This window comes from Micromonospora sp. IBHARD003 (assembly GCF_056106285.1).
Map to the genome: position 1 here is coordinate 2,528,215 of NZ_JBWBBX010000001.1, position 26,238 is coordinate 2,554,452.

Sequence of the window (26,238 nt, forward strand, 5' to 3'; positions counted from 1 at the left end):
TTGTATCCGGGGAGTCGGACCGCCCCACCCCCTTCGCCACCTTTGTACGCTTCCGTGGCGCCGGTCCGCCAATCGGGGACGCATGGTTACTCATCGGTAGAGATGACGTAATTGCTCCCGGGGTACACGATGGGGAGCGGCGTAATCCCCCAGCACCACCCCCAGCAACCGAAGAGTGAAGGAACAGCGTGGCTTCCGGTTCCGATCGCAACCCGATCATCATTGGCGGCCTGCCGAGCCAGGTCCCGGATTTCGATCCGGAGGAGACCCGGGAGTGGCTCGACTCCCTCGACGCCGCCGTGGACCAGCGCGGCCGTGAACGGGCCCGCTACCTCATGCTGCGGCTGATCGAACGGGCCCGTGAGAAGCGCGTGGCCGTGCCGGAGATGCGCAGCACGGACTACGTGAACACCATCGCGACCAAGGACGAGCCGTTCTTCCCCGGCAACGAGGAGATCGAGCGCAGGATCCTCAACGCGACCCGCTGGAACGCCGCGGTGATGGTGTCCCGCGCCCAGCGGCCCGGTATCGGCGTCGGCGGCCACATCGCGACCTTCGCCTCCTCGGCGTCGCTCTACGACGTGGGCTTCAACCACTTCTTCCGGGGCAAGGACCAGGGCGACGGCGGCGACCAGATCTTCTTCCAGGGCCACGCGTCGCCCGGTATCTACGCGCGCGCGTTCCTGCTGGACCGGCTGAACGAGACCCAGCTCGACGCCTTCCGCCAGGAGAAGTCGAAGTACCCGAACGGGTTGTCGTCCTACCCCCACCCCCGGCTGATGCCGGACTTCTGGGAGTTCCCGACGGTGTCGATGGGCCTCGGCCCGCTCGGCGCGATCTACCAGGCGCGGATGAACCGCTATCTGGAGGCGCGCGGGATCGCCGACACCTCCCGCTCCCATGTCTGGGCCTTCCTCGGCGACGGCGAGATGGACGAGCCCGAGTCGCTCGGCCAGTTGTCCATCGCCGCCCGTGAGAGCCTGGACAACCTCACCTTCGTGGTGAACTGCAATCTGCAGCGGCTCGACGGCCCGGTGCGCGGCAACGGAAAGATCATCCAGGAGCTGGAGTCGATCTTCCGCGGGGCGGGCTGGAACGTGATCAAGCTGATCTGGGACCGCACCTGGGACCCGCTGCTGGCCCAGGACCGCGACGGCGTCCTGGTCAACAAGCTGAACACCACTCCGGACGGCCAGTTCCAGACGTACGCCACGGAGACCGGCGACTACATCCGCCGGCACTTCTTCGGCGACGACCACCGGCTGCGGGCGATGGTCGAGAACATGAGCGACGACCGGATCCTGCACCTGGGCCGTGGCGGCCACGACCACAAGAAGATCTTCGCGGCCTACTCGGCGGCCCGTGCCCACAAGGGCCAGCCGACCGTGATCCTCGCCCAGACGGTCAAGGGCTGGACGCTCGGCCCGAACTTCGAGGGCCGCAACGCGACCCACCAGATGAAGAAGCTGACGGTCGCCGACCTGAAGGGCTTCCGCGACCGGCTGCACCTGCCGATCACCGACGCGCAGCTGGAGAGCGGCCTGCCGCCGTACTACCACCCGGGGCGCGACTCCGAGGAGATCCAGTACATGCACGACCGCCGCCAGGGCCTGGGCGGGTACGTCCCGACCCGGGTGGTGCGGTCGAAGCCGCTGGTGCTGCCCGAAGAGTCGACGTACGCGGCGGTGAAGAAGGGCTCCGGCCAGCAGTCGATCGCCACCACCATGGCCTTCGTCCGGCTGCTGAAGGACCTGATGCGGGACAAGGAGATCGGCAGGCGGTTCGTGCTGATCGCGCCGGACGAGTACCGCACGTTCGGCATGGACTCCTTCTTCCCGAGCGCGAAGATCTACAACCCGCTGGGCCAGCAGTACGAGGCCGTGGACCGCGAGCTGCTGCTCGCGTACAAGGAGTCGCCGACCGGACAGATGCTGCACGACGGCATCTCCGAGGCGGGCTGCACCGCGTCGCTCATCGCCGCGGGCTCCTCCTACGCCACGCACGGCGAGCCGCTGATCCCGGTCTACGTCTTCTACTCGATGTTCGGTTTCCAGCGGACCGGCGACCAGTTCTGGCAGATGGCCGACCAGCTGGCGCGCGGATTCGTACTGGGCGCGACCGCGGGGCGTACGACCCTGACCGGTGAGGGTCTGCAGCACGCGGACGGCCACTCGCAGCTGCTCGCCTCGACGAACCCGGGCTGCATCGCCTACGACCCGGCCTTCGGCTTCGAGATCGCGCACATCGTCAAGGACGGTCTGCGGCGGATGTACGGCTCCGACGCCGAGCACCCGCACGGTGAGGACGTCTTCTACTACCTGACCGTCTACAACGAGCCGATCCAGCACCCGGCCGAGCCCGCCGACGTCGACGTGGACGGCATCCTCAAGGGCATCCACCGCTTCAAGGCGGGCGAGGCGGGCCAGATCCCGGCACAGATCATGGCGTCCGGTGTCGCGGTGCCGTGGGCCGTGGAGGCGCAGCGGATCCTCGCCGACGAGTGGGACGTACGGGCCGACGTCTGGTCGGCGACGTCCTGGAACGAGCTGCGGCGCGATGCCGTGGCGGTGGAGGAGCACAATCTGCTCCACCCGGAGGAGGACCAGCGCGTCCCGTACGTGACGCAGAAGCTCGCCGCGTCCGAGGGCCCGTTCGTGGCCGTGTCGGACTGGATGCGTTCGGTGCCGGACCAGATCTCGCGCTGGGTCCCGGGCCGCTACACCTCGCTCGGCGCGGACGGATTCGGCTTCGCCGACACGCGCGGCGCCGCCCGCCGCTACTTCCACATCGACGCGCAGTCGATCGTGCTGGCGGTGCTCACCGAGCTGGCCAGGGACGGCAAGGTGGACCGTTCGGCGCTGAAGCAGGCCGTGGACCGCTACCAGCTGCTCGATGTGGCGGCGGCCGACCCGGGCGCGGCCGGCGGCGACGCGTAGGTCCCGGGTGGGACCCGCGGTCGCGGGATACGACGGTGGGGGGACGGTGCCGGGCACCGTCCCCCCACCGCGTGCCCCGACCGCCGCTTACGATGCGCGGCATGAAGGAACGAACGGCGCAGATGCGCTGGGAAGCGCGCGCACAGGGACCCCTGCTGGGTCTCGCGCTGGCGTTCGGGCTGGCGTACGCGGTACCGATCGTGGCACCGGACGCCCGGCCATGGGTGCACACGCTCTGCCAGACGGTGGAGTGGGTGGTGTGGGGCGCGTTCGCCTGTGACTACCTCGTACGGCTGACGCTGGCCCCGCACAAGTGGCTGTTCGTCCGCAAGCACCCGGTGGATCTGCTGGCGGTGGTGCTGCCGCTGGTACAGCCGCTGCGGCTGCTGCGCGTGGTCTCCACACTGCTGCTGGTCGGGCGGCGGGCCCGGATGGCCCCGCAGATCACGCTGACCACGTATGTGGCCGGTGCGGTGGTGGGGCTGATGATGTTCGGCTCGCTCGCTGTGCTGCACGTCGAGCGGGACGCACCCGACGGGAACATCAAGACGCTCGGCGACGCCGTGTGGTGGTCGTTCACGACGATGACGACCGTCGGGTACGGCGATCACGCGCCCACGACGGGCCTCGGGCGGGTCCTCGCGGTCGGGCTGATGCTGTCCGGCATCGCCCTGCTGGGTGTGGTGACGGCGAACATCGCTGCCTGGTTCATCGCCCGCTTCGACCGGGACGACGCGGAGGAACGCCGCCAGACCGCGCTCCTCGAGGCCCTGACCAGGGAGGTCGGCCTGCTGAGGGCGGAGGTGGCGCGGCTGTCGAAGACGGGGACGGGGACGGGGGCGGCCGCCCCGGTGATGCCGGTCCAGGCACCCGAGCCGGCACCGGTCCTGGAAGACGTCGGCACGCTTGGGACGGCACTGGCGCCGGATGGCGTCCGGACAGGACCTAGTTCTCCCACACCTTGAACGCCCGTACCCGGTAAGGCGATTGGGGCACCCAGGTCCCGCCGCCCGGGTACGTCTCGAACTCGCCCGTCTCGGCGCACTCCGCCGACTGATAGGTGGTGACGGGGCGTCCGGTGCGGTTGGCGAGGGCCTGGGCCGTGCCGGCCGCGGGTAGCGGGACGCAGGACTCGATGTCGATGCCGGACAGCTCGTGGACCTGCCGGGTCCCGGCGAAGTCCGGCCGCTCCCACAGGCAGAGCTCGCCGGACGCGCAGACGCCGAGTCGCGGCGGCCCGACGGCAAAAGCGGAGACGGGGGAGGCGGCGGAGGCGGGGGAGGCCGGAGATGGCCCGGCTGCGGAGGGCACCCGCGGGGCCCCGGGAGCGGCGGCGGCCGCCGGTACCACGGCCGGGGCCCGGCCGAAGGCGGCAGCGAGGGCCACGCCCGTGGCGAAGGCCAGGGCGGTGGCAAGAACGGTCGTACGCATGGATCAACCCCCGTGTCGGTGCGTGTGCCGGTGCGCGCGCGTGCGCTGTCGTGCGTGCGCCGTCGTGCATGCGGTGCCGCACGCGTGGTCCGCACCTTGGCCGGTGGTGTCGGCGTGGCGGAAGACCTTCCATACCGGTTCATCCTGATAGGCGGCAGTTGCGTGAGGCACCCCGACCGCAGCGGCACTACGGATGCTCCGGAGCCCGTACCACCCCCGCGGGCGCCGCAGCGTACGACTCGCGCATACGGAACGTAGCCGTGGACCGCGCTCCCCCCACGCGAACGCGTGATCTCTCTCACGGTGTGCACGACGCCCGTCGGACGGCCCCTAGGCTGTCCCCTCAGTGACTGCTCTCGACTCCTCTCCTCCACTGAACGTCTGGCGCGCCCTGCTCGCTCTTGCCGTCGTGTTCGTGCTGCTCGCGACCACCGGTTGGACCGCTGTACGACATCAGCGCAGTCCCGGCGAGCCCAGGGACATCGCACTCGCCGCCTGGAAGACGGACCGGATCGGGACGCACGGGCTGCCCGACGCCGGTGCGCCGCCCGCACGGCTGGCACGGTTCTTCGACTCCATAGGCGCGCGCGAGGCAGCCACACTCGCGGACCGCCACCCCCTCGTGGTGGGCAACCTCAACGGCGCCCCGGTCACGCTGCGCTACCGTGCCAACAGGGTCGCGCTGGCCCAGGCGCTGCGCACGGAGAAGGCACGGAGGAAGGACCCCCGGCTCTCCGCGGTCGGCAGGGACGAGGCCGTGCGGCGGATGCACCGCTTCGAGTCGCTGCTACAGCCCGGCCGGCAGATCCTCGCCTTCGACCCGTCGGGCAAGGGCCGCGCGGCCGAGGTCCTCGGGGACCTCGAGGGCGCACAGCGGGTCTCGGTCGTCGTCCCGGGCGTCGACACCAACATCCTGACGTTCGAGAAGAGCCGGCGCAGGTTCACGGCTCCGGTGGGCATGGCACGGTCGCTGTACGACGCCGAGCGGACCGCGTCCCCCGCCACCCGGACCGCGGTCATCGCCTGGGCGGACTACACCTCACCGACCGGTGTGGGCCTGGACGCCTCGACCGGCAGGCTCGCCGCGACCGGCGCCGACCGGTTGGTGGCCCTGACCAAGGCGCTGCCCGGCGCCGCGAGGGTGTCGCTCTTCTGCCACAGCTACGGCTCCGTGGTCTGCGGTGTCGCCGCCCGTGAACTGCCCGGGCGCGTGGGCGATGTGGCGGTCGCGGGCAGCCCCGGAATGCGGGCTGACAGCGCGGCACAGCTGAGGACCGGCGCCCGGGTGTGGGCGACGCGCGACAGCGACGACTGGATCCAGGACGTGCCGTATCTGGAGGTCGGCGGGCTCGGCCACGGCGCCGACCCGGTGTCGCCCGAGTTCGGGGCACGCGTGCTGTCCGCGGCCGGCGCGATCGGCCACGCCGGGTACTTCGAGCCGGGCACCGAGAGCCTCGCCAACTTCGCCGAGATAGGCGTCGGCGCCTACGGCGCGGTGACCTGCGCGGACGGAGTCGGCGCCTGCCGCCGTGGGCTCCAGGGCCTGAACACGGCCTGACGGGCGCCGATGCAGCCGGGCAGTGCACGACGACGACCCCGGGGAGGGGCGACGCGCGGGCGCACGCCGCCTACGATGAGGCACATGGGTGATGTTCTGGCCGGAAATCATGCCGCCTGGGAGTTCGAACCGGACTCCGTACTCATCCGCTTCTCACGGGGGGCCCGAGGCGCACCGAAGCTGTTCCAGGTGCTGGGTGAACGGCGCATCCCGCTCGAAGCGCTGGAGTCGGTGACGCTCTCCCCCGGCAAACGCGGCACGGTCGTACTGCACGCGGTGCCGAGACCGGGCGCCGATCCGCTGATGGACGCGGCCGACGGCCAGCTGCCGGAGAACTGCGATCCGTACCGGCTGGTGCTGCCGGCGGACCGCGAACTGCTCGCCGAGTACTACGCGGACCAGCTGCGCGCCGCCCTGCCCGGAGAGGACGCGGGGCCCGCCTCCTCGTACCTGGTCTCGTCGGTGGAGGCGCCGCTGCAGTTCAAGGCGTACGACGGGAAGGCCGTGTTCGACGGCGAGAAGGTGTCGTTCCGCTGGTCCTGGACGGGGGCCTCGTCCACCAAGTGGAAGGCGGGCGACCAGACCTTCGGCGTCGCCGAGCTGACCGGTGTGGAGTGGCGCTCCCCCGATGTCTTCGACGGGTATCTGCGCCTGCTGCGTCGCGGCGGTGACCCGGCCGCGGACGACGGTGCACCGCACGCGCAGCCGGACAAGGACCCGGCGGCGGTCGTGTTCGGCCTCGGCTACGGCCCGGTACACGAGTCACTGCCGTTCGCGGCGGCGGTCCTGGAGGCGGCCCGCAGTGCCTCGTCCTCGGTTTCGCCCCTGCCGTCCTCGCACGACCCGGCGGGAGTGGCGGAGCGCATACGGCATCTGGGAGAGCTGCACAGTGCGGGCCTGGTGACGGACGAGGAGTTCCGGGCGAAGAAGGCGGAGCTCTTGGCGGAGCTGTAGCCGCGCGGAGTTGTCGCGGCGCGGAGTTGTCGCGGCGCGGAGCTGTAGCCGCGCGGAGTTGTCGGGGCGCGACAGAGACTTCTGTACACGGCGAGGTGCGATGTCATACCGGGGTATGACATCGCACTCGGCTCCGCGGTATGACGCCCCCGCAGGGCCCGCGGCCTAGGCTGACCGGGCCATGTCCCAGATACCCACGCCTCCGTCCCCCGCGCAGTCGCCGACGCCTCCGCCCTCCGTGCGCCGGTACGCACGGGAGGCCCTGCGCGGCCTCGCGCATCCCTCGAACCCCGCGACCGCGCTGTTCGCCGACTCTCCGAAACGATGGCGGCGCAAGATCCCCTATGTCGTCGTGTTCGTGATCACCGTCATCCTGGTGCCCACGACGGCCTTCCACTTCATCGAGGTGTACGGGGCCAATCGCCGGCTCGCCGAAGTGCTCGCCGTCGGAAGCGCGGGCCCGCTGGTGCTGCTCGCACACCGGCCGCTCCAGGCCTGGTGGATCATCTTCCCCGTCGACATCATCTGTGCGCTGAACCTCGCCGGTACCGAGGATCAGACCATCTGGCCGTGGCCGCCGCCCGTCATCATCGGCTACCTCTTCCTGATGCTGGCTCTCGCACTGCGCGAACCGCGCCGCACCCTGGTCGCGGTCTGGCTGCTGACCGGTGTGATCGGTTTCTTCCTGGCTGCGACCGGCCCGACGTCGTCGAGTCCGGCCGCGGCCGGGGCGCCGTCGGGGGGACAGGTCGACAGCGCCGCAGACGTGCTGCTCTTCGTGCTGAGCGGGGTGGTGCTGTTCATCGGCGCGGCCCTGCGCGAACGCCGTGACGTACAGCGCAGGCTGGCGGAACAGGAGACCATCAGCGAGGCCGAGCGGGCGCAGCGCACCCTCCTGGAGGAACGTGCCAGGATCGCCCGGGAGTTGCACGATGTGGTGGCCCACCACATGTCGGTGATCACCGTGCAGGCCGACTCTGCGCCGTACCGGATCGAGGGTCTGCCCGACACGGCCCGCGAGGAGTTCTCGACGATCGCCTCCAGCGCCAGGGAGTCGCTGGCCGAGATGCGCCGGCTGCTGACCGTGCTGCGCAACGACGGCTCGGAGGGCGAGCGCGCGCCGCAGCCCGGACTCGACCGGATCCAGCAGCTGGTCGAGGCGACGGTAAGGGCCGGTGTGCCGGCCCAACTGTCGCTCCCCGCGGGGCTCGGCGACGTCCCGCAGTCGGTGGACCTGTCGGCGTACCGCATCGTGCAGGAGGCGCTCGCGAACGTCGTACGGCACGCACCCGGCGCACCGGCGCGGGTGTCGGTGACGGCCGACGACGCCCATCTGACGGTCCTCGTGGTCAACGGCCCGGCCTCCGAGTCGCTGTCCCTGCTGGAGACTTCGGGAACGGGGCACGGTCTGGTCGGCATGCGGGAACGCGTACGGTTGACCGGCGGCACCCTGGACACGGGACCGCTGCCGGACGGCGGCTTCCGGGTCGCCGCACGGATGCCCCTGACGACGAGCACGAAGGACGACCCCGTTGACCATCCGCGTGATCATCGTCGATGACCAGGCCATGGTGCGCGCGGGGTTCGCCGCGCTGCTGTCGGCGCAGACGGACATCGACGTCGTGGGGGAGGCACCGGACGGCCGCGAGGGTATCGCCGTCGCCCGCTCCACCCACCCGGACGTGGTCCTGATGGACGTACGGATGCCGGAACTCGACGGACTCGCGGCGGCCCGGGAGATCCTCTCGCCGCCGCCGGGCGTGGTCCATGTGCCGAAGGTGCTGATGCTGACCACCTTCGACGTGGACGACTACGTCTACGAGGCGCTGCGCGCGGGAGCTTCGGGCTTCCTGCTCAAGGACGCACCGCCGGCGGACCTGATCTCGGCGGTGCGGGTGGTCGCGGGCGGCGAGGCGCTGCTGGCGCCGTCGGTCACCCGCCGGCTGATCGCCGACTTCGCGGCGCAGCGGCCCGCACCCCGCGGGGGCAGCGCCGCGCTGCGTCTCGGCGGCCTCACGCCGCGCGAGACGGAGGTGCTGGAGCGGATCGCCCGCGGGCTGTCCAACCAGGAGATAGCGGAGCAGCTCGTGGTCGCCGAGCAGACGGTCAAGACCCATATCGGGCGGGTGCTTTCGAAGCTCGGGCTGCGTGACCGGGCGCAGGCGGTGATCTTCGCGTACGAGTCGGGACTCGTCACCCCGGGTGACCGCTGAGGGTCGCGCGTGGTCCCGGACACGGGCCCGGCAGGGCACCGCAGGACCGCGGTGAGGCTCCCCGGCGGCCGTACTTTAAGGTCATAGGCATGCAAAGCCTGGCGCTGACCGAGAACTGGCCCGTCACCACCGCGGCCGCCGCCGTGGTCCGCGCGGACGGCACCGTCGCCGGGACGTACGGTCCCACGACCCGGCACTTCCCGCTCGCCTCGGTCACCAAGCCGCTCGCCGCGTACGCCGTGCTCGTCGCCTACGAGGAGGGTGCGGTGGAGCTCGACGAGCCCGCCGGGCCCGAGGGGTCCACGGTGCGCCATCTGCTGGCCCACACCAGCGGTCTCGCGTTCGACGAGCATCGCGCGATGGCCGAACCCGGCACCCGCAGGCTGTATTCGAACGCGGGCTTCGAGGTGCTCGGCGACCATGTCGCGAAGGCGACCGACATCCCGTTCGCGGAGTATCTGCGGCAGGCGGTGCTGGAACCGCTCGGCATGACGTCGACGACGCTCGACGGCTCGCCCGCGAAGGACGGCGTCTCCACGGTCGACGACCTGGTGAGGTTCGCCGCGGAGGTGCAGGCCCCGCGGCTGCTCGATCCGCGGACCGTTCTCGAGGCGATGTCCGTGGTCCACCCGGGGCTGTCGGGAATCCTGCCGGGTTACGGACACCAGAAGCCCAACGACTGGGGACTCGGCTTCGAGATCCGGGACGCCAAGTCCCCGCACTGGACGGGGGCGTCCTCCTCGCCGCGGACCTTCGGGCACTTCGGCCAGTCCGGCACCTTCCTGTGGATCGACCCGGATGTGCGCGCGGCGTGCGTGGCTCTGGCCGACCGGGCCTTCGGCCCCTGGGCGGTCGAGGCCTGGCCGCCGTTCACCGACGCGGTCCTGGCGGAACTGCGCGGGACGGCCTGAGCCACCTCGCACCGCCCGAGCCCCCGGCTCCGGAGCCACAGCCGCGCCTCCCGGCACACCCCGAGCCGCGCCTCCCGATCCACAGCCGCAGCCGCGCCGTACGGCTATCCGCCCCCGCCGGACGGTCCTGCGCCGCCGTCCTGCGCCGGCTGCACGGTCCCCACACCGGCTCCGGCCGGGATCGGCAGCGATTCGCTGCCGGAATGGATGTCGAGGCCGCAGGTACCGGGCGTCATCGATCTGTCCTGTCCGACCAGCTGCACCGTGACCTCGCCATCGGGATCCTCGGCGTAGGCGATCGTGCAGATCAGCTGGCGCAGCGCCGTCTCGTCCAGCCCGCCCAGGGCGATCGGCACCGTGGCCGTGACATCACTCTGCTGCGAGGACTGGACCTGCACGGACCCGCCGCGGGAGGCACGGGGCAGGCTGGTGCCGAGCCCCGCCGCCCGTTCCTCCTTGCCCGGTCCGCCGAGCAGGGTCACGATCGCTTTCGCCGTCGTCTTGGGGGGCAGACCCGAAGGACTCTCGTACCCGGGCCCGAAGCCACTCCCGTTTTCCCGGATCACGGGAATCAGGTGCCCGTCGGGAGAGCGGAAGAAGAGCAGCGTATCGATGTCGCGGTTCAGGAAGCCCAGCATGGTGGCAGGACCGCCGGCCTCGATGACACCGGTCTCCTGGACGCCGCAGCCGGCGAGCAGCAGCGCGGCCGGCACCACTGCGGCGGCCCATCGGGACCGCACGGGTGCACGTCCCGCTCGCGTACGTCTCATCCGGTGGCCTCCTCCGGGCAGAGCGGAATCCCGACGGTGAAAACGGCGCCGCCACCAGGCAGGTTCCCCGCGCGGACGGTCCCGCCGTGCAGCCGGACGTTCTCCTGGGTGATCGCCAGTCCCAGGCCGCTGCCCGCCGAGCGGGTACGGGCCACGTCGGCCTTGTAGAAGCGGTCGAAGATATGCGGGAGGACCTCGGGCCGGATACCGGGGCCGCTGTCGCAGACCTCGGTGATCAGCACGGGCACACCGTCGGAGCGCACCTCGGTGCGCAGCCGTACGGTGACGGGCGCGCCGCCGTGCCGCAGGGCGTTGCCGACGAGGTTGGCGACGACGACGTCGAAACGGCGCGGGTCGAGCCGGGCGCGGATGCCGTCGGGCAGTTCGGTACGGACCCGCTCGTCGGTCCAGTGCCGGTTCTGCAGGGTCTTGCGGATGGCCTCGGCGGCGTCGACCTCGTCGGTGTTCAGCTCGGCCGCGCGGGCGTCGAAGCGCGAGATCTCCATCAGGTCCTCGACGAGCACGGCCAGTTTTCCGGTCTCGGTGCTGATCAGACGGACGGCCCGGGCGGTGTCGGGGTCCAGGCCGCCCGCGTCCTCGTCGAGTACCTCGGTCACGGCGAGCATTCCGGCGAGGGGCGTGCGCAGTTCGTGCGAGACGTCGGAGGCGAAGCGGCGGGCACGGGCCTCTGCCTGCCGCAGTTCGTGTACGGACCGTTCGAGCTCGCCCGCGGAATCGTTGAAGGTGTGGGCCAGTTCGGCGAGCTCGTCGCTGCCCCGCACCTGAATGCGGGTGTCGAGCTTGCCGCTGCCCATGCTCTGGGCCGCCTTGCGCAGTTCGCGCACCGGCCGCAGCACACTGCGGGCGGCGAGCAGCGCGGGCAGCAGGGCGATGGCGAGGCCGGGCAGGGCGCCGTCACGGGCCGCCGTGACGAGTGCGTCGACGTTGACCTGCTCTTCGCTCATCCGCATGACGGCGTAGAGGACGAGCCGGCTGGGGAGGACCCCGGCCGGGCCGGTCTTGAACACGACGGGCATGCCGATGGTGAGGTAAGGGACCCCGTCCTTGATCACCCGTTGGAACACCCCGTGGGGGGTGTCCGCGGCGGCACGGCGCAGCTCGGGTGTGATCACGGTGGAGACGGGGCTGGTGCCCGACGATACGCGGATCGAGCCGTACTCGGCGAAGACCACCCAGGGTCGGGGTTTGCCCTTGCGTGCGATCTCCCGGAGGGCTTCCTGGAACCCCTCGGGCCGGATGGGCAGAGTCGTACCCATCAGCTGCACCTGATCGCGGAACGACGAGACGGCGGTGTCCTGGGCCGTCACCAGCAGGGCGTTGCGGGCCTCTCGGTAGGTCAGGGCGGCGGTGGTACCCGCGCTGACCACGGCGACCAGCAGGAACGCGAGCACCAGCCGGGTGCGCAGCCCGAACGCCGCGGTCCGCGCCCGGTGCACCCGCAGACGGTCCGTACTCGGCGCGAGGGACGCACCGGCACGCGCGGGCGCCGCGCCGCCGTCGCCACCGGACCTGCCTGTGGCACCGCGCGTGCTCACAGCGGTCCGAAGCGGTAGCCGAAGCCCCGCAAGGTCTGGATGTAGCGGGGAGAGCCCGCCTCGTCCTCGATCTTGTTGCGGAGCCGTCTGACACAGGCGTCGACGAGCCGGGCGTCGGCGTGGTACTCGTGCTCCCAGACGTGCTCCAGCAGCTGCTGTCTGCTGAACACCTGCTCCGGCGCGGCCGACAGATGCAGCAGCAGCTTCAGCTCGGAGGGTGCGAGCGGGACCCGCTGTCCGGCCTTGGACACGGTCAGCCCGGCCCGGTCGATGGCCAGGTCGCCGTGCGTTTCGACGGCCGCCCGGCCCTGGCCGGAGACCTCGATACGGCGCAGTACGGCCCGGATCCGGGCCTCGATCACCTCGGGGCGGGCGGGCTTGACGATGTAGTCGTCCGCGCCCGCCTCCAGCCCCACGACCACGTCGAAGTCGTCGCCGCGCGCGGTCAGCATGATGATCGGAAGCTGGCTCTTCTCCCTCACCCTCCGGCAGACCTGTACACCGTTCATCCCGGGCAGCATCAGGTCCAGCAGCAGCAGATCGGGGCGGAAGTCGCTCAGCGCGGCCAGCCCGGCCTCACCCGTGGCGGCGGACCGTACGTCGTGGCCGCGGCGGCGCAGCCCGAGCTCGACCCCTTCGCGCACGGAGGGGTCGTCCTCGATGAGGAGCACGCGGGGCATCAGGATCTCCTGGAGGGTGGTGTGGTCAGCGCCGGGTCAGCCGCCGGCGTACACCGGTGAGCAGCGCGTCGAGTTCGGTGAGCCGTAGCGGGCGGGCGAGCAGGGCGAAGACGAGCACGATGGCCGCCGCTCCGGCCGCGGTGGCGGCCAGGGCCCCCGCGGGTGCGCTGCCGAGGGCCGCGAGATGGCCGAGTGCGGCGGCGGGCACCGCGGCGAGCAGCAGCCGGGCGTGTGCGGCGGCGGCGGATGTCCGCAGCGGCCGGGTGACGGCGAGCCGGCGGCCGAGGACCCGGGCCGTCACCGCCCAGCCCGCGCACAGCGCCAGCGAGTACGCCGCGGCCATGCCGGTCACGGCCCATCGCGCGGAGAGCAGCTGGCAGGCGGCCAGGGAGAGGCCCGCGTTGAGGCCGGCGATCACCAGGTTGAGCAGGAAGGGGGTGCGGGTGTCGGAGAGCGCGTAGAAGGTGCGGGAGAGGACGTACTGGCCGGACATGGCGATGAGCCCGGGCGCGAAGGCCATGAGGATTCCCGCCATGGCCGCGGTGTCGTCGGCGCTGGTCCTGCCGTGGCCGAAGACCAGGGCCATCACCGGCTGGGCGAGGGCGAGGAGCATGCAGGCGGCGGGGACGACCGCGGCGGCGGCGCCCCGCAGCGCGGAGGAGACGTCGGCGCGCACGGCCGCGGTGTCCGCGTCGGCGGCGGCCGCGCTCATCCTCGGCATCAGTGCGGTGACCAGGGAGACCGTGATGATGCCGTGCGGTACGACCCACAGCACGTAGGCGTTGTTGTAGGCGCTGAAGCCGGGGCCGCCGTCGAGGCCCGCGGTCGTGGCCAGCCGCGTCGTGACCCAGTAGGCGGCCTGGTTGGCGAGCACCAGCAGCACCAGCCAGCCGGCCGAGCGCAGCGGGCGGGTCAGCCCGCTGCCGCGCCAGTCGAAGCGGGGCCGCCAGCGGAAGCGTGCCGCGCGCAGGGCGGGGACGAGAGCCAGTGCCTGGACGGCGATGCCGGCGGTGGTGCCCCAGCCGAGCAGGGCGGTCTCCCCTGCGGTGAGCGTGCCTCCGCCTCCGCTTCCGTCTCCGTCGCCCAGGGCCAGGGCCAGATAGAGGCCGAAGACGGCGATGACGACAACGTTGTTGAGGACGGGGGTCCACATCATCGCGCCGAACCGGCCGCGGGCGTTGAGCACCTGCCCGAGCAGCGTGAACAGTCCGAGGAAGAAGATCTGCGGCAGGCAGTAGCGGGCGAACGCGACCGTCATGGCGGCCTGCCCGCCGGTGTAGTCGGTGTACGCGTCGACGATCGCGGGCGCCGCCCACACCGCGATCGCCGTGATCGCCAGCAGGGCGACGGTGCAGACGGTGAGCAGCCGGTCGGTGTACGCGGCCCCGCCGTCCTTGTGCTCCTTGGCGGCCTTGACCAGCTCGGGCACGAAGACGGCGTTGAGCGCACCGCCGAGGAGGAGCATGTAGACGATCGTGGGGAGGGAGTTGCCGACCGCGTAGCCGTCGGCGACCGGTCCGATGGTGCCGATCGCGGCGGCGATCACGGCGGACCGGGCGAAGCCGGTGGCGCGGGAGACGATGGATCCGGCGGCCATGACGGCACTGCTGCGCAGGGCGGAGTCCGGTTTCGCCCCGTCACCGGGCGCGTGGCCGGCGGTTCCGTCACGGTCACCGCCGCGGTCACCGTCACGGCCTGCGGCTGCGGGGGTGGCGAGCCGCTCGTGGTCCGTTCCGGCGGGGTACGGGTCCGCGGCGCTGCCGCCCGGGTGCCCGCCGCGCGGAATCTGCCGGGGGACCGTGCCGCCCGTCCCGGAGTGCGCGGTGCCCACGCCCCCGTGGCCCACACTCCCCTGACCCACGCCCCCGTGCCCCACGTCGCCGTACGCCCCGGATCCGACGCTCCCCGGCTCCTGGCCGGGGTTCGGCGTCGTCGTCATCGGCGGGCCAAATACGCCTGGAAGGCGCGGTACAGCGTGTGGTTGGCGGTGCCGCCCAACGGTTTCTCCCATTCCCCCAGCGTCTCGACGACCTGTCCGCCGGTGCCGAGCTTCCACCGCAGCAGTCCGTACGCACGTTCGTCAGGGTCGAGTGTGGAGGGTACCCCGCGCATGTCGTAGACGTCGGCGCCGACCGCGTGGGCGTCGAGCAGCATCCGCCACTGCAGGGCGTTGGAAGGCCGGACCTCGCGGCGGTGGTCGGCGGAGGCGCCGGTCTGGTACCAGACGCGCCGGCCCACCGTGATCATGGTGTGGGCGGCCAGGATCTCCCCGCCGTGGCGGGCGAGGTACAGCTTCATCCGGCCCGGCTCCTCGGCGTTGAGGGCCGCGTGCTGGCGCTCGAAGTACGTGAGCGAGCGGCCGAGCCGGAAGCCGTCGCGCTCCTCGGTGATCCGCAGCAGCCGGTAGAACTCGGGGAGATCGGCGGCGCTGCCCACCACCACGTCCACGCCTTCCTTCTGCGCGCGGCGGATGTTGCGCCGCCACTCCTGGTTGAGCCCCGACCACAGATCGTCACGGGAACGCCCCGCGAGCGGCACCTGGAAGACATGGCGCGGCTGGGCGTCCCCGTCGCCGCCCGCCCCGTCTCCGCCGCAGCGCCGCCAGTGGCGGGCGCGCAGCCGTTCGGTGACCGCGGTGCCGAGCGGGTCGACCTCGCTGGCGAGGACGTCCGGCAGGCGTCTGCCCGGGCCGGTGAGCGGCTTGAGCAGGGCGGCGTCCCAGCGCCGGTACGCGGGCGAGGGGCCGATGCGTACGGCGAAGGCACCCGCGGCCCGCAGATGATCCAGCAGCGGGGTGAGCCAGCCGTCGACGTCCGGGTCGCTCCAGTCGGCGACGGGCCCTTCGGGAAGGTACGCGAAGTACTTGCGGGTGCCGGGGAATTGCCGGAGCAGGACCAGGGCGACGCCCTCCAGCTCTCCGGCTTCGGGGTCCGGTCCCCAGCCGAGCAGCTGGGCCCGCCAGCCGTCCTTGACCTGCGCCCAGGAGGGGCACTGCAGGAATCCTGCGCCGAGGGCGCCACCTGCCGGGGACGCGAGGAAGGCACGGTAGGTCTCGGCGGTGACGGATGCGAGGCGGTGTGCCCGGTCCCGTCCTTCGTGACCGCGACCGGGCGGCACCAGCAGTGCTGACACAGTGTGAGCCTCTCTTCCTCCCCGGCCCTTCTGCGGGGACACCGAGATGCTCACAGCCACCCGTGACCGTCCCGCTCGGCGAATGTGACGGGACCATGACCGTTCCTCACCAGTCACCGTCACACTGCGCTCGGGGAACCCTCCTGGAAATTTCCGGCTCTACAGTCACAACAACCGCCTTGTCGCGGACTCGATTTCAGCCACGGAGGTCCTGTTGCCCCGCAACCGTGTACGCGCCCACGCCCGGGGTCGGCTGCAAGCTGTCGCCGCCGCTGCCCTGCTGGCGCCGCTCGCCGCCTGCTCCTCTTCCGGCACCGCCCCCGCGTCGGACGGCAAGGCGGCGGACGACCGTCCCGTCACCGTGTCCGTCACGCCGAAGGGAAAGCAGGCTCCCGCGGGTGAGCCGGTCAAGGTCACCGCGGCGGGCGGCAGCCTCACCTCGGTGACGGTCGCCGACGCCAAGGGCCACAAACTCACCGGCAAGGTCTCGTCGGACGGCCGGACCTGGACCTCGGACCGCAAGGCCGCGCCCGGCACGGCGTACGAGGTCACGGCGGCGACCAAGACCGAGGGCGGGACCACGGGCACGGCCAAGTCCTCGTTCGCCACCGCCGAGGCGGAGAAGGTCAACAAGGTCGACTGGCGGCCGGGAGCGGGCGCCACCGTCGGCATCGCCCAGCCGATCTCGCTCGTCTTCGACAAGCCCGTCAAGAACAAGGCCGAGGTCGAGAAGCAGCTCAAGATCACCACCTCGAACAACACCGAGGGTTCCTGGGGCTGGATGCGCGACCGGTCCGGCCAGGACCGGGTGGACTGGCGGCCGAAGACGTACTGGAAGTCCGGCACCAAGGTCACCCTCAACGCCGAGCTGAACGGCACCGACTCGGGCGGCGGCTGGTTCGTCCGCGACTACACGACGACCTTCACCGTGGGCGCGCAGCAGATCGTCAAGGTCGACCTCGACAGCCACCAGCTCACGCTGATGCGCGACGGCAAGTCCGTACGGCAGATCCCGGTGTCCGGCGGTACGCCCGGCGGCGACAAGCGCTCCTGGCGCGGCACCGCGGTGCTGATCGCCAAGGAGGGCACGATCAACATGAACTCGGAGACCGTCGGCCTCGGCGACGCCTACGACAAGATGGTCGACTACTCGATGCGGCTGACCTGGTCGGGGATGTACGCACACGCCGCCCCGTGGAACGCCGACTACTTCGGCAAGGCCAACCACAGTTCGGGCTGCATCGGGATGAGCACCGAGAACGCGTCCTGGTTCTACTCGCAGGTGCGTCCCGGCGATCCGTTCGAGATCAAGGGCGAGGAGACCAAGGGCACGGTCGCCCCGGAGAACGGCTACGGCGCGTGGAACCTGTCGTGGGAGGAGTGGCGGCAGAAGAGCGCGCTGCGCTGAGGCCTTGCCCCTGGCGGCTGTCGGCCGCGGCTCCTGTCCCCCGTACGGGGTCTTCATGTGATTCACGCCACCCGCGTGCGACGGCCCGACTACGCTCGGCTACGTCCCGAGGAGAACGCCGCGAGGCGTGACAGGCCGGAGGTGCCCGCCGTGGTCAACATCCAGTCGCTCGATCCGAGCGCTTCCCCGCTGGACTACTACGGCGGGGAGCTGCGGCGCCTGCGAGAGGCCCACGGTCTCCGACAGGCCCAGTTGGGCGAGATCATCTTCTGCACCGCCTCGCTGATCGGCCAGATCGAGACGACGAAGAAGGTCCCCACGCGCGACTTCTCCGAGCGCGTGGACGCGGCACTCGGCACGGACGGGTTCTTCTCACGGCTGATCGGCCTGGTCCTGCGCAGCCAGCTGCCCAACTGGTTCCAGCCGTACGCGGACATGGAGTCACGCGCCACGTACATCTCCACGTACCAGGCGCAGGTCGTGTACGGGCTGCTCCAGACCGAGGAGTACGCGCGGGCGGTGCTGGCCACCGGTCTGCCCGACGACCTGGACAAGCTGGTGGCGGCGCGCATGGAGCGCCAGCGCATCCTGGGGCGCGAGCGGCCGCCGCTGGCCTGGGCGGTCCTGGACGAGGCGGTGCTGCACCGGCCGGTCGGCGGCCCCGAGGTCATGCGGAGGCAACTCGCCCACTTGCTGGACTTCGTGAGCCAGCGCTGGATGCGTATCCAGGTGCTGCCCTTCTCGGCAGGTGAACACGCCAGTCTGGACGGGTCGTTCAACCTCCTGCGCTTCGACGACAACCCGGACATCATCTACACCGAGGACCTCATCTCCGGCCATATGACCGCCAACCCCGAGACGGTCAGGGAAGCCGCGCTCCGTTACGCTCACTTGCAGGCCTCCGCCCTCTCCGTCGAGGATTCGGCGGCACTGATCACCCGTGTGATGGAGGAACGCTATGGCGACCGGCACCGAACTGACGAACGCGCAGTGGCGTAAGTCGAGTTACAGCGGAAGCACCGGCGGAGACTGCGTCGAATGCACCGTCACCGACGGCGCGGCATGGCGCAAGTCCAGCTACAGCGGAAACACCGGCGGCGACTGCGTCGAGGTGGCCGACGGATCCTGCGGCTCCGTCCCCGTCCGCGACAGCAAGAACCCGGCCGGCCCCGTCATGGTCGTCGGGGCCGGCGCCTGGCAGACGTTCGTGGACGGACTCCGCTAGGACCTGGTCCGGGCGGGAATGGGCCTTAGAGAGTCAGCTCCCACACCAGCACCTCCGCCGCGGCCCCGGCGATGAGCTCGAGGCCCGCCTCGTCCGTGATCCGCGCGGCGTCGCCCGGGGCGAGTTCCTCCCTGGCCAGCCGCACCACACCACGCACGACGTGCACATACGTCAGAGGCGCGTCCGGGATCGCGGTGCGCTCGTCCGCGGCGAGCCGGCGCACGTGCAGCATCGCGCCCGCCTGCGGGAGGGCGTAGGGCGTGGAGTCGGCGATCCCCCGTACGACCTCGTAGGACGGCTCACCGCCGGGCGCCAGCGGCGAGAGCCACATCTGCACGAAGGTCAGCGGTGCGGCGGTGTCGTTGCGCTCGACGTGGCGCACCCCGCCCGCCGCACTCAGCCGCTGCACATCGCCTGGGCGCACGACGGTGGCCCGGCCGGTGGTGTCCCGGTGGGTCAGCTCGCCCTCCACCACCCAGGTCACGATCTCGGTGTGGCTGTGCGGATGCTCGTCGAAGCCCGCGCCCGGTGCGAGCCGCTCCTCGTTGCAGGCGATGATCGCCCCGAAGCGCAGATTGTCCGGATCATAGAAATGTCCGAACGAGAAGGCGTGCAGCGATTCGACACCGGTGGAGTCGTCCCCACCCCGGTAGCGCCCTCCGGCGCGCCGTACGGAAATCACACGTTCCACGGTAGACCGCCGCCGGGCTTCCCGTGACCCGTCCGCCCGTCCCGGCACCCCGGCCGGGAGCCGCCCGGCCCGTGCGGTGTCCGGGGCGGAGCCCGTCGGGCGGGCGGGAACGGGGCCGGAATGCGGTAGGCGGACGGAGTCCGCCCCGGACCCCACTTCTCCGCATGGGCGTCCTGATGAGGCACTCTTGTCCCCGTGCCCCATCCCGAACCGGCTCTGCCCGCGAACGCCGCCCATCCGCACTCCGCGACCCTGAAGCGACTGGAGCAGTCCTCAGGGCGGCTCGCCGCGAACGCCATCGCCCGCATGGACGAGACGCTGCCGTGGTACCGGGCGATGCCCCCGGAGAACCGGTCGTGGATCGGCCTGGTCGCCCAGGCCGGTATCGCCGCGTTCACCGAGTGGTTCCGGCACCCCGAGACCCCTCAGGCGATCTCGACCGACGTCTTCGGCACGGCACCGCGCGAGCTGACGCGTGCGATCACCCTGCGGCAGACGGTGGAGATGGTGCGTACCACCATCGAGGTCATGGAGGTGGCGATCGAGGACGTCGCCGCGCCGGGTGACGAGTCGATTCTGCGCGAGGCGCTGCTGGTGTACGCGCGGGAGATCGCCTTCGCGACCGCGCAGGTCTACGCCCAGGCCGCCGAGGCGCGGGGGGCCTGGGACGCCCGCCTGGAGTCGCTGGTGGTGAACGCGGTGCTGTCCGGCGAGGCCGACGAGGGCGCCGTCAGCAGGGCCGCGGCGCTGGGCTGGAACTCCCCGGAGCATGTGTGCGTGGTGCTCGGCACCGCCCCCGACGGGGACAGCGAGCTCACCGTGGAGGCCATCCGGCGCGCCGCCCGGCACGCCAAGCTCCAGGTGCTCACCGGTGTGCTCGGCGACCGGCTGGTCGTCATCGCCGGCGGCAGCGACAGTCCGCTGCATGTCGCCAAGGCCCTGATCGGCCCGTATGCCGCCGGTCCCGTGGTGGCAGGACCGGTGGTGCCCGATCTGCTGGCGGCGACACGCTCCGCACAGGCCGCCGCCGCGGGGCTGAAGGCGTGTGCCGCGTGGCAGGATGCCCCGCGTCCGGTTCTGGCGGACGATCTCCTGCCGGAACGCGCCATCGCGGGCGACCCTGCAGCACGCGAGCAGCTGGTGGAGGAGATCTACAGACCACTGGAAGAAGCCGGCTCGGCACTGCTGGAAACCCTCAGTGTCTATCTGGAGCAGGCCAGCAGTCTCGAGGGGGCGGCCAGGATGCTCTTCGTCCACCCCAACACCGTTCGCTACCGGCTCCGACGTGTGACTGACGTCACCGGCTGGTCACCCTCCGATGTCCGCTCGGCGTTCACTCTCCGGATCGCACTCATCCTCGGGCGTCTGGTAGACGGCGATCTCCAGCTCTAGTCTTTTGTCGAACACCAACAATTCCCCTGACGGTTCTTGGTCCCTGTCCCCACGGGCGGCCCGGACCGTCCACAAGAGAGAGTGTGAGGGTGCTCGTACTCGTCGCTCCCGGCCAAGGCGCTCAGACGCCCGGCTTCCTGACCCCCTGGCTCGAACTCCCCGGTGCCGCCGACCGCATCGCGGCCTGGTCCGACGCCATCGAACTCGACCTCGTCCACTACGGCACGAAGGCCGACGCGGACGCGATCCGCGACACGGCCGTGGCACAGCCCCTGCTCGTCGCCGCCGGTCTGCTGTCGGCTTCCGCGCTCGGTGACATCGCACCCGGCGCCGTGGCCGGCCACAGCGTCGGCGAGATCACGGCCGCGGCGTTCGCCGGTGTCCTCGACGACGCCGCGGCGCTGCGTCTGGTGCGCACCCGCGGGCTGGCGATGGCCGAGGCCGCAGCCGTCACCGAGACGGGTATGTCGGCGCTGCTGGGCGGCGACCCCGAGGTGAGCGTCGCGCATCTGGAGAAGCTGGGTCTGACCCCTGCGAACGTGAACGGCGCGGGCCAGATCGTGGCCGCCGGCACCAAGGAGCAGCTGGCCGCGCTGGAAGCGGACAAGCCCGAGGGCGTGCGCAAGATCGTGGCACTCAAGGTGGCCGGGGCGTTCCACACGCGGCACATGGCCCCCGCGGTCGCGAAGCTGGAAGAGGCCGCCAAGGCGCTGGCCCCCATGGACCCGAAGGTGCCGTACGTCTCGAACAAGGACGGCGCCGTCGTCACGGCGGGCGACGAGGTCGTCTCCCGCCTCGTCGGCCAGGTCGCCAACCCGGTGCGCTGGGACCTGTGCATGGAGACGTTCAAGGAGCTGGGGGCAACCGCGATCATCGAGGTGTGCCCGGGCGGCACCCTCGTCGGTCTCGCCAAGCGCGCCCTGCCGGGTGTGCAGACACTCGCGCTGAAGACCCCCGACGACCTCGAGGCGGCCCGCGCGCTCATGGCGGCCTCCGCCGCTGACGCGGCCGGCTCGCACAGCGCCTGACGAAGGAGCCGTAAGCGCATGTCGAAGATCAGGCCCAGCCAGGGCGCCCCCTATGCACGGATCATGGGTGTCGGCGGCTACCGCCCCACCCGGATCGTGCCCAACGAGGTGATCCTCGAGACGATCGACTCCTCGGACGAGTGGATCCGTTCGCGTTCGGGCATCTCGACCCGGCACTGGGCGAACGAAGAGGAGACCGTCACCGCCATGTCGGTCGAGGCGGCCGGCAAGGCGATCGCCGATGCCGGGCTGACCGCTGAGCAGATCGACGGCGTGATCGTCTCCACCGTCTCGCACTTCAAGCAGACCCCGGCCGTCGCCACGGAGATCGCGGACAAGATCGGGGCGGGCAAGCCGGCCGCGTTCGACATCTCCGCGGGCTGCGCGGGCTTCGGCTACGGGCTGACCCTGGCCAAGGGCATGGTCGTGGAAGGTTCCGCGGAGTACGTGCTCGTCATCGGTGTCGAGCGGCTCAGCGACCTGACCGACCTGGAAGACCGTGCGACGGCCTTCCTGTTCGGCGACGGCGCGGGCGCGGTCGTCGTCGGCCCGGCGAACGAGCCGATGATCGGCCCGACCGTCTGGGGCTCCGAGGGCGACAAGTCCGAGACCATCAAGCAGACCGTGCCGTGGACGGACTACCGCGACGGCTCCGTCGAGCGGTTCCCGGCCATCACGCAGGAGGGCCAGGCGGTGTTCCGCTGGGCCGTCTTCGAGATGGCCAAGGTCGCCCAGCAGGCCATGGACGCGGCCGGCATCACGGCCGACGAGCTGGACGTCTTCATCCCGCACCAGGCGAACATGCGGATCATCGACTCGATGGTGAAGACTCTGAAACTGCCGGAGCACGTCACGGTTGCCCGCGACGTGGAGACCACCGGCAACACCTCGGCCGCCTCGATTCCGCTCGCGATGGAGCGGCTTCTGGCGACCGGACAGGCGAAGAGCGGCGACACCGCGCTCGTCATCGGCTTCGGGGCGGGTCTCGTCTACGCCGCGTCGGTCGTTACCCTCCCCTAGGCAAGCATCCGGATCTTCCGGATATCCGGGCATCCGGGCAAGCCAGTTCAACCCTCAGCTACACACCGAAGGAGCGCCACATGGCCGCCACTCAGGAAGAGATCGTCGAAGGCCTCGCCGAGATCGTCAACGAGATCGCCGGTATCCCGACGGAGGACGTCCAGCTCGACAAGTCCTTCACCGACGACCTGGACGTCGACTCGCTGTCCATGGTCGAGGTCGTCGTCGCCGCGGAAGAGCGCTTCGACGTCAAGATCCCGGACGAGGACGTCAAGAACCTCAAGACCGTCGGCGACGCCGCCGACTACATCCTGAAGCACCAGGCCTGATCCAGGCCGATCAGGTACGCCACCCAGCGGTGGCGCCGCTGATTCACGCAACCGCTTAGACCGTGGAGAAAGAATTCCTGTGAACTCGACCAATCGCACCGTGGTCGTCACCGGTATCGGCGCAACCACACCGCTGGGTGGCGACTCCGCATCGACCTGGGAAGGTCTGATCGCGGGACGCTCCGGCGTCCGTCGGCTGGAAGACGAGCGCTTCGCCGACCTGCCCGTCCGTATCGCCGCCCCGGTGGCGGTCGACCCGTCCGAGGTACTGCCCCGGCCGCTCGCCCGCAAGCTCGACCGCTCCGCCCAGTTCGCACTGATCGCCGCGCGTGAGGCGTGGGCCGACGCCGGCTATGCCGGCCCGGCCGGTGCCGAGTCCACCGACGGCGATGAGCAGGGCGCGCGCGTCGCCCCCGAGCGGCTCGGCACGGTCATCGCCTCCGGCATCGGCGGTGTGACCACTCTGCTGGACCAGTACGACGTGCTGAAGGAGAAGGGCGTACGCCGTGTCTCCCCGCACACCGTGCCGATGCTGATGCCCAACAGCCCCTCCGCGAACGTCGGTCTGGAGGTGAACGCCCAGGCGGGCGTGCACACTCCGGTCTCCGCCTGCGCGTCGGGCGCCGAGGCGATCGGCTACGCCGTCGAGATGATCCGTACCGGCCGCGCCGATGTCGTGGTCGCGGGCGGCACCGAGGCGGCGATCCACCCGCTGCCGGTCGCCGCGTTCGCCAACATGATGGCGATGTCCAAGAACAACGACGAGCCCGAGAAGGCCTCGCGCCCCTACGACAAGGCCCGTGACGGCTTCGTCCTCGGCGAGGGTGCCGGTGTGGTCGTCCTGGAGTCGGCGGAGCACGCCGCCGCCCGCGGCGCCCGCGTCTACTGCGAGGTGCTCGGCCAGGGGCTGTCCGCGGACAGCCACCACATCGCCCAGCCGGAGCCGAGCGGCCGCGGTATCGCCGCCGCCCTGCAGAACCTGCTGGACTCGACGGACCTCAAGCCGGCGGAGGTCGTCCACCTCAACGCCCATGCGACGTCCACTCCTCAGGGTGATGTCGCGGAGATCAAGGCACTGCGCAAGATCCTCGGCGACGACCTCGAGCATGTCGCGGTCTCCGCGACCAAGTCGATGACCGGGCACCTGCTCGGTGGCGCGGGCGGCATCGAGACCGTCGCGACGGTCCTCGCCCTCCACCACCGGCTCGCCCCGCCGACCATCAACATCGACGAACTCGACGACGAGATCGACGCAGACATCGTCCGCGGCGAACCCCGGACGCTGCCCGAGGGCACGATCGCGGCGATCAACAACTCGTTCGGCTTCGGCGGTCACAACGTGGTGCTGGCCTTCCGTACGGTCTGACGCACCACCGGACCGGCGCACCGGACCACGAGAACGGGGCCCGACTCTCTCAGGGGAGTCGGGCCCCGTTCTCGTGGTCCGTGGGATCCCGTCTCATGGCCCATGGGATCCCACGCCGCTTCCGCGGGAATTCGGGCGGGCTGATGGGGCACCAGAGGCGGACTGCGGCATCGGTGTGGCGCTGCCCTGTCCATGGGGCGTGTTGAGGGCGGGGTTGCCCGGCGGTCCCTACGGTGCTCGTGATCCCTCGCCTCTGGAGATGTCATGAGATTCGTTCCGAGAGCGGGCGGTGCCTGCGCTCTCTGGCCTTCGGCCTCGTCGTCGTGCCGGCCCCTTCAGCGCAGGCCGGGCCTTCCCGGCCGCCATCCGTGGCCATCGGCTGCAGTGTCGCGGCCCTCGTGGACGCCATCGACGACGCCAACGCCGCTGGGGGCGGCACCATCCGGCTGGCTCCCCGGTGCACCTACCTGCTCACGCAAGTGAACAACATCGGTCCCGGCGGCGAAGCCAACGGCCTGCCGCTCATCACCACCCCCATCACCCTCATCGGCGGCAGGGACACCGTCATCGAACGCTTCTCCGCCGCACCCGAGTTCCGCATCTTCGAGGTCACCGGTCCGGCAGGCGCCCTCACCCTCGACGGTTCGGGCAGCGGCCGGGACCACGGCAAGGGCCGCGACCGCCCGGGCCGCGGTGACGGCCGGGACCACCGCCCGGGCAGGGGCGACGGCCCGGGCCGCGGTGACGGCTGGGGCCTCGCCACCGCACTCCTCAGCGGTACCGACCGCTACGACCGCTACGACCGCGACCGAAGCTGCCGGAACGGCCCGGGACTGACCATCCGCGGCGGCAGCAGCACGGACGACGGGGGTGCCGTCTTCGTCGACGCCGACCGCAGCCTGACCCTCGAGTGCACCACCCTGACCGGCAACCACGCCGACGACGACGGCGGCGCTGTCCACGCGGAGAACAGCACCGGGATCACCGCCACGTCCAGCCGCATCAACAGCAACACCGCCACCGGCAACGGCGGCGGCATCAACATCTTCGCCCTCCTCGAGGGCGACCGGCGCACCTTCAGCCTGAACCTGAAGTACACCGAAGTGAACAGCAACACCGCCGGCGACTTCGGCGGCGGCATGTTCATCGCCGCCGGCGTCGAGGGCGACGCGCACGCCTTCACCATCAACCTGAAGAACACCAAAGTGAACAACAACACCGCCGGTGACAACGGCGGCGGCATGAACAACGTCGCCAACGCCCAGATCGGCAGCACCCTCGGCATCAGCCTCGAGGACACCAAGGTGAACAACAACACCGCCACCACCGGGGACGGGGGCGGCGTGAACAACCAGACGAGCAACGGCGTTCTCGAGATCGACAGAACGACCCTGACGGAGAACCGTGCCGGATCGCGGGGCGGCGGTCTGTTCCACAGCGGTGGAAGCGCCACGCTGACCGACTCCACGGTCACCCTCAACACGGCCGCAGACGGCGGCGGCATCTACGAAGCCGCAGGCGACGTCATCCTCAACCAGACCGCCGTCACCAACAACGCCCCCAACAACTGCGCACCGCCCGGAACCGTCCCCGGCTGCGTCGGCTGACGCCGATGCGCACCTGACCGGGCATCCCGTC

22 protein-coding genes and 2 pseudogenes are annotated in these 26,238 nt (G+C 71.1%); 17 read left to right on the top strand and 7 right to left on the bottom strand.

Annotated elements, in window-relative coordinates:
• Positions 1-188 precede the first annotated feature (188 nt).
• Positions 189-2,936, top strand: coding sequence for a pyruvate dehydrogenase (acetyl-transferring), homodimeric type (aceE, locus tag ACTWOL_RS11255; RefSeq protein WP_474296490.1), 2,748 nt, complete (start codon positions 189-191; stop codon positions 2,934-2,936).
• Between the two features lie 101 nt (positions 2,937-3,037).
• Complete coding sequence (locus ACTWOL_RS11260; protein WP_474296491.1) at positions 3,038-3,901, top strand: potassium channel family protein; 864 nt, start codon at positions 3,038-3,040, stop codon at positions 3,899-3,901.
• Here the strand turns inward: ACTWOL_RS11260 and ACTWOL_RS11265 are convergent.
• On the bottom strand, positions 3,882-4,367 hold the full coding sequence (locus ACTWOL_RS11265) for a peptidase inhibitor family I36 protein (RefSeq protein WP_474296492.1): 486 nt from the start codon (positions 4,365-4,367) through the stop codon (positions 3,882-3,884). The two genes, ACTWOL_RS11260 and ACTWOL_RS11265, sit on opposite strands and share 20 nt — an antisense overlap.
• A gap of 346 nt (positions 4,368-4,713) precedes the next feature.
• Between ACTWOL_RS11265 and ACTWOL_RS11270 the strand changes: the two genes are divergently transcribed.
• The 5 genes from ACTWOL_RS11270 (at position 4,714) to ACTWOL_RS11290 (ending at position 10,003) form a co-directional block, all read left to right on the top strand.
• The gene (locus ACTWOL_RS11270) at positions 4,714-5,925 is read left to right on the top strand and encodes an alpha/beta hydrolase (RefSeq protein WP_474296493.1); all 1,212 of its coding nucleotides are present in this window, start codon (positions 4,714-4,716) and stop codon (positions 5,923-5,925) included.
• A gap of 84 nt (positions 5,926-6,009) precedes the next feature.
• Positions 6,010-6,879 (top strand): DUF4429 domain-containing protein, encoded by an 870-nt coding sequence (locus ACTWOL_RS11275; protein WP_474296494.1) that lies wholly within the window; start codon positions 6,010-6,012, stop codon positions 6,877-6,879.
• Positions 6,880-7,060: 181 nt separating this feature from the next.
• Positions 7,061-8,440, top strand: a complete 1,380-nt coding sequence (locus ACTWOL_RS11280; protein ID WP_474296495.1) for a sensor histidine kinase — start codon at positions 7,061-7,063, stop codon at positions 8,438-8,440.
• Between the two features lie 7 nt (positions 8,441-8,447).
• Positions 8,448-9,092, top strand: a complete 645-nt coding sequence (locus ACTWOL_RS11285; RefSeq protein ID WP_474301142.1) for a response regulator — start codon at positions 8,448-8,450, stop codon at positions 9,090-9,092.
• A gap of 89 nt (positions 9,093-9,181) precedes the next feature.
• Positions 9,182-10,003 (top strand): serine hydrolase domain-containing protein, encoded by an 822-nt coding sequence (locus ACTWOL_RS11290; RefSeq protein WP_474296496.1) that lies wholly within the window; start codon positions 9,182-9,184, stop codon positions 10,001-10,003.
• A 104-nt stretch (positions 10,004-10,107) separates the two neighbouring features.
• Here the strand turns inward: ACTWOL_RS11290 and ACTWOL_RS11295 are convergent, their stop codons facing one another.
• The 5 genes from ACTWOL_RS11295 to ACTWOL_RS11315 are packed head-to-tail and all read right to left on the bottom strand — an operon-like array spanning position 10,108 to position 16,141.
• Positions 10,108-10,773, bottom strand: coding sequence for a hypothetical protein (locus ACTWOL_RS11295; RefSeq protein ID WP_474296497.1), 666 nt, complete (start codon positions 10,771-10,773; stop codon positions 10,108-10,110).
• A complete protein-coding gene (locus ACTWOL_RS11300) occupies positions 10,770-12,329 on the bottom strand; it encodes a sensor histidine kinase (protein WP_474296498.1) in 1,560 nt (519 codons plus the stop codon). The genes ACTWOL_RS11295 and ACTWOL_RS11300 overlap by 4 nt, the downstream gene beginning before the upstream one ends.
• Entirely contained in the window at positions 12,326-13,009 is a 684-nt protein-coding gene (locus ACTWOL_RS11305) for a response regulator (protein WP_474296499.1), read from the bottom strand. Before ACTWOL_RS11305 ends, ACTWOL_RS11300 begins: the two co-directional genes overlap by 4 nt.
• A 25-nt stretch (positions 13,010-13,034) precedes the next feature.
• Positions 13,035-14,948 carry a murein biosynthesis integral membrane protein MurJ gene (murJ, locus tag ACTWOL_RS11310; protein ID WP_474296500.1) on the bottom strand — a complete coding sequence of 638 codons (1,914 nt, stop codon included), beginning with the start codon at positions 14,946-14,948 and terminating at the stop codon, positions 13,035-13,037.
• Positions 14,945-16,141 carry a lipid II:glycine glycyltransferase FemX gene (locus ACTWOL_RS11315; protein ID WP_474296501.1) on the bottom strand — a complete coding sequence of 399 codons (1,197 nt, stop codon included), beginning with the start codon at positions 16,139-16,141 and terminating at the stop codon, positions 14,945-14,947. Before ACTWOL_RS11315 ends, murJ begins: the two co-directional genes overlap by 4 nt.
• Before the next feature lie 214 nt (positions 16,142-16,355).
• Between ACTWOL_RS11315 and ACTWOL_RS11320 the strand changes: the two genes are divergently transcribed.
• The 4 genes and pseudogenes from ACTWOL_RS11320 to ACTWOL_RS11335 all read left to right on the top strand — a co-directional run.
• The gene (locus tag ACTWOL_RS11320; protein ID WP_474296502.1) at positions 16,356-17,549 is read left to right on the top strand and encodes a L,D-transpeptidase; all 1,194 of its coding nucleotides are present in this window, start codon (positions 16,356-16,358) and stop codon (positions 17,547-17,549) included.
• A 150-nt stretch (positions 17,550-17,699) separates the two neighbouring features.
• Positions 17,700-18,548: a helix-turn-helix domain-containing protein gene (locus ACTWOL_RS11325; RefSeq protein ID WP_474296503.1), complete on the top strand. Its 849-nt coding sequence runs from the start codon at positions 17,700-17,702 to the stop codon at positions 18,546-18,548.
• Positions 18,526-18,573: pseudogene (locus tag ACTWOL_RS11330) on the top strand (DUF397 domain-containing protein); the annotation flags it as partial. The gene ACTWOL_RS11325 and the pseudogene ACTWOL_RS11330, both read left to right, overlap by 23 nt.
• A gap of 30 nt (positions 18,574-18,603) precedes the next feature.
• Positions 18,604-18,774, top strand: a pseudogene (locus ACTWOL_RS11335) (DUF397 domain-containing protein); the annotation flags it as partial.
• A gap of 25 nt (positions 18,775-18,799) precedes the next feature.
• Here the strand turns inward: ACTWOL_RS11335 and ACTWOL_RS11340 are convergent.
• Entirely contained in the window at positions 18,800-19,456 is a 657-nt protein-coding gene (locus ACTWOL_RS11340; protein WP_474296504.1) for a pirin family protein, read from the bottom strand.
• Positions 19,457-19,660: 204 nt separating this feature from the next.
• Here ACTWOL_RS11340 and ACTWOL_RS11345 point away from each other — a divergent pair, with 204 nt between their 5' ends.
• The 6 genes from ACTWOL_RS11345 (at position 19,661) to ACTWOL_RS11370 (ending at position 26,207) form a co-directional block, all read left to right on the top strand.
• Entirely contained in the window at positions 19,661-20,857 is a 1,197-nt protein-coding gene (locus tag ACTWOL_RS11345) for a PucR family transcriptional regulator (protein ID WP_474296505.1), read from the top strand.
• 89 nt (positions 20,858-20,946) lie between these two features.
• Positions 20,947-21,885, top strand: a complete 939-nt coding sequence (locus ACTWOL_RS11350; RefSeq protein ID WP_474296506.1) for an ACP S-malonyltransferase — start codon at positions 20,947-20,949, stop codon at positions 21,883-21,885.
• An 18-nt stretch (positions 21,886-21,903) separates the two neighbouring features.
• Positions 21,904-22,905 carry a beta-ketoacyl-ACP synthase 3 gene (locus tag ACTWOL_RS11355; protein ID WP_474296507.1) on the top strand — a complete coding sequence of 334 codons (1,002 nt, stop codon included), beginning with the start codon at positions 21,904-21,906 and terminating at the stop codon, positions 22,903-22,905.
• An 80-nt stretch (positions 22,906-22,985) separates the two neighbouring features.
• Positions 22,986-23,234: an acyl carrier protein gene (locus ACTWOL_RS11360; protein ID WP_010987188.1), complete on the top strand. Its 249-nt coding sequence runs from the start codon at positions 22,986-22,988 to the stop codon at positions 23,232-23,234.
• Positions 23,235-23,313: 79 nt separating this feature from the next.
• Entirely contained in the window at positions 23,314-24,600 is a 1,287-nt protein-coding gene (fabF, locus tag ACTWOL_RS11365; protein WP_474296508.1) for a beta-ketoacyl-ACP synthase II, read from the top strand.
• Positions 24,601-24,998: 398 nt separating this feature from the next.
• Entirely contained in the window at positions 24,999-26,207 is a 1,209-nt protein-coding gene (locus tag ACTWOL_RS11370; RefSeq protein WP_474296509.1) for a hypothetical protein, read from the top strand.
• Positions 26,208-26,238: the final 31 nt, after the last annotated feature.

Coding starts and splice junctions, on each gene's coding strand:
- ACTWOL_RS11260 (WP_474296491.1), top strand. CDS start 3,038: ATGAAGGAACGAACGGCGCAGATGCGCTGGGAAGCGCGCGCACAGGGA.
- ACTWOL_RS11265 (WP_474296492.1), bottom strand. CDS start 4,367: ATGCGTACGACCGTTCTTGCCACCGCCCTGGCCTTCGCCACGGGCGTG.
- ACTWOL_RS11275 (WP_474296494.1), top strand. CDS start 6,010: ATGGGTGATGTTCTGGCCGGAAATCATGCCGCCTGGGAGTTCGAACCG.
- ACTWOL_RS11280 (WP_474296495.1), top strand. CDS start 7,061: ATGTCCCAGATACCCACGCCTCCGTCCCCCGCGCAGTCGCCGACGCCT.
- ACTWOL_RS11285 (WP_474301142.1), top strand. CDS start 8,448: ATGGTGCGCGCGGGGTTCGCCGCGCTGCTGTCGGCGCAGACGGACATC.
- ACTWOL_RS11290 (WP_474296496.1), top strand. CDS start 9,182: ATGCAAAGCCTGGCGCTGACCGAGAACTGGCCCGTCACCACCGCGGCC.
- ACTWOL_RS11295 (WP_474296497.1), bottom strand. CDS start 10,773: ATGAGACGTACGCGAGCGGGACGTGCACCCGTGCGGTCCCGATGGGCC.
- ACTWOL_RS11305 (WP_474296499.1), bottom strand. CDS start 13,009: ATGCCCCGCGTGCTCCTCATCGAGGACGACCCCTCCGTGCGCGAAGGG.
- murJ (WP_474296500.1), bottom strand. CDS start 14,948: ATGACGACGACGCCGAACCCCGGCCAGGAGCCGGGGAGCGTCGGATCC.
- ACTWOL_RS11355 (WP_474296507.1), top strand. CDS start 21,904: ATGTCGAAGATCAGGCCCAGCCAGGGCGCCCCCTATGCACGGATCATG.
- ACTWOL_RS11360 (WP_010987188.1), top strand. CDS start 22,986: ATGGCCGCCACTCAGGAAGAGATCGTCGAAGGCCTCGCCGAGATCGTC.